2 protein-coding genes are annotated in these 2,852 nt (G+C 72.1%); one reads left to right on the top strand and one right to left on the bottom strand.

Annotation, left to right across the window (positions count from 1 at the left end; genetic code table 11):
* Window positions 1-49: 49 nt before the first annotated feature.
* Entirely contained in the window at window positions 50-274 is a 225-nt protein-coding gene (locus ABZ914_RS42135) for a hypothetical protein (protein ID WP_500200315.1), read from the bottom strand.
* A 354-nt stretch (window positions 275-628) separates the two neighbouring features.
* On the opposite strand from ABZ914_RS42135, the gene recD2 reads away from it, so the two are divergent.
* The coding region (gene recD2 / locus ABZ914_RS42130) for an SF1B family DNA helicase RecD2 (protein WP_500200312.1) at window positions 629-2,852 on the top strand (2,224 nt) is incomplete at its 3' end.

Raw genomic sequence — 2,852 nt, 5'->3', positions numbered from 1 at the left:
GGTGCTCGCGGTGCCTGTCGGCGTTCTAGTTGTTGTGGGCGTCCTCGATTCACAGCTGGGCGTCGAGCGAGCGGGCCACCTGCGGTGACGGAAGGGCGCTGAAGAGCTTCTCGTACTGGCGCTGCCAGCGGGAGCCCTGCGCGGTGAAACCGGCGATTGGATCGTTCCCAGCAGCGGGCTGGGCGGTGGCGGGGGCGGCGTCGAGGGTTGCTGCGGCGAGAGTGACGGCGGCGGCGCTCAGGGCCGCCAGTGCCGGGGTTCGGGAGCGGAACACCAGCGTTACCTCCCAGTACGTGCGGTACGGGTGCGCCCGGAACGTACGTCGCGATCAACGGAAGATCCAGAACCGCTGCCGGATCCGGCCACGGCCCGGCCGACAAGATCACTTCCCGACCGCGATGATCTGCATGTTCCGCTGATGATCAAGAAAATCGGCCCGGCCGCGCCGCACGGACCCGAGATCCGGAGGTTTGCGCCGACACATCCCGCGACGCCCGGCCGCCCGCGACGCCCGGCCGCCCGCGACGCCCGAGCGCCCGCGACGCCCGGCCGCCCGCGTCGTCCCCGCGCGGGGATGTCGAACGAGCCGTCGAGGATCGGGTCGGAGCGGTGCCGCGGATCCGACATCATGAGGTTCGTGACGTCGCGCCCCCCGAACCCGGCTCAGCCCGAACCGCCGCGTCCGGTCGTGCTGGAGGCGGTGCTGGAGCGCGTCACCTACGCCAACGAGGACACCGGCTACACCGTCGCGCGGGTCGCGACGGAGCGGACGGGCGGCGACCTGCTCACCGTGGTCGGCGCGCTGCTCGGCGCGCAGGTGGGGGAGAGCCTGAAGCTGACCGGGCGGTGGCGGTCGCACCCGAAGTACGGCAAGCAGTTCGAGGTCGACTCCTACACCACGGTGCTGCCGGCGACCGTGCAGGGCATCCGCCGCTACCTGGGCTCCGGCATGATCAAGGGCATCGGGCCGGTGATGGCGGACCGGATGGTCGGCCACTTCGGCACCGACATCCTGCGGATCATCGAGGAGGAGCCGGAGCGGCTCGTCGAGGTCCCCGGGCTCGGCCCCAAGCGGACGAAGCGGATCGCCGACGCGTGGGAGGAGCAGAAGGCCATCAAGGAGGTGATGGTCTTCCTCCAGGGCGTCGGTGTCTCGACGTCGCTCGCCGTCCGCATCTACAAGCAGTACGGGGACCGGTCGGTGGAGACCGTCCAGAAGGAGCCCTACCGGCTCGCGGCGGACGTGTGGGGCATCGGGTTCAAGACCGCCGACACGATCGCGCAGGCCGTGGGGATCCCGCATGACAGCCCGGAGCGCATCAAGGCGGGCCTCCAGTACACGCTGTCGGAGGCCGCCGACGACGGGCACTGCTTCCTGCCCGAGCCGAACCTCGTCACGGCGGCGGAGAAGATCCTCGGCGTGGAGCGGGAGCTGATCGTCCCGGCGCTGGACGAGCTGGCCCGCGACGAGGGCGTCGTCCGCGAGCCGATCCCGGGGGAGGGGGAGGACGCCGCGACGATCCCGGCCGTCTACCTCGTCCCGTTCCACCGGGCGGAGCGGTCGGTGGCGCGCGGCCTCCGCGAGCTGCTCGACGCGAAGGAGGACCGGCTCGCGGCGTTCGCGGACGTCGACTGGGACAAGGCGCTGCCGTGGCTGAAGCAGCGCACCGGGCAGGCCCTCGCGCCCGAGCAGGAGGAGGCCGTCAAGCTCGCGCTGACGTCCAAGGTCGCGGTCCTCACCGGCGGGCCCGGCTGCGGGAAGAGCTTCACCGTCCGGTCCGTCGTGGAGCTGGCCGCCGCGAAGCGGGCGAAGATCGTGCTGGTCGCGCCGACCGGGCGGGCCGCCAAGCGGCTCGCCGAGCTGACCGGGCACGAGGCCGCGACCGTGCACCGGCTGCTGCAGCTCCAGCCCGGCGGGGACGCCAAGTACGACCAGGACAGCCCGCTCGACGCCGACCTCGTCGTGGTCGACGAGAGCTCGATGGTCGACCTGATCCTGATGAACAAGCTGGTCAAGGCGGTCCCGCGCGGCGCGCACCTGCTGCTGGTCGGCGACGTCGACCAGCTCCCGTCGGTCGGCGCGGGCGAGGTGCTGGCCGACCTGCTCGGCGCCGAGGCGGTCCCGCGCGTCCGGCTGACGAAGATCTTCCGGCAGGCGCAGCAATCCGGGATCGTGGTGAACGCGCACCGCGTCAACACCGGCGAGCATCCGCAGACGCGCGGCTACCCCGACTTCTTCCTGTTCGCCTGCGACGAGCAGGAGGAGGCGGCGGACCTGACCGTCGACGTCGTCGCCAACCGGATCCCGCGCAGGTTCGGCCTCGATCCGCGCCGCGACGTCCAGGTCCTCACCCCGATGCATCGCGGCGTCGCCGGTGCGGGGGCGCTGAACGCGCAGCTCCAGGAGGCCCTCACCCCGCACCGGGACGACCGTCCGGAGCGCCGCTACGGCGGGCGCGTGTTCCGCGTCGGCGACAAGGTCACCCAGCTGCGCAACAACTACGACAAGGGCGAGGCGGGCGTGTTCAACGGGACGGTCGGCGTCGTCACCGCCGTGTCCCTGGAGGAGCAGTCGCTGACCGTCCTCACCGACGAGGACGAGAGCATCGACTACGGCTTCGACGAGCTGGACGAGCTGGCGCACGCCTACGCCATCACGATCCACCGGTCGCAGGGCAGCGAGTACCCGGCGGTCGTGATCCCGCTGACGACCGGCGCGTGGATGATGCTGCGCCGCAACCTGCTCTACACCGGCATCACCCGGGCGAAGAAGCTGGTCGTGCTGGTCGGGTCGCGGCGGGCGCTCGCCGCGGCCGTCCGGACGGCGGGCGCGGGCCGCCGCCACACGGCCC

This window comes from Spirillospora sp. NPDC046719 (genome assembly GCF_040645715.1).
Lineage (GTDB): Bacteria > Actinomycetota > Actinomycetes > Streptosporangiales > Streptosporangiaceae > Spirillospora.
The sequence above is the reverse complement of the archived record's forward strand: the minus strand, read 5'-3'. Positions and strand labels throughout refer to the sequence as shown.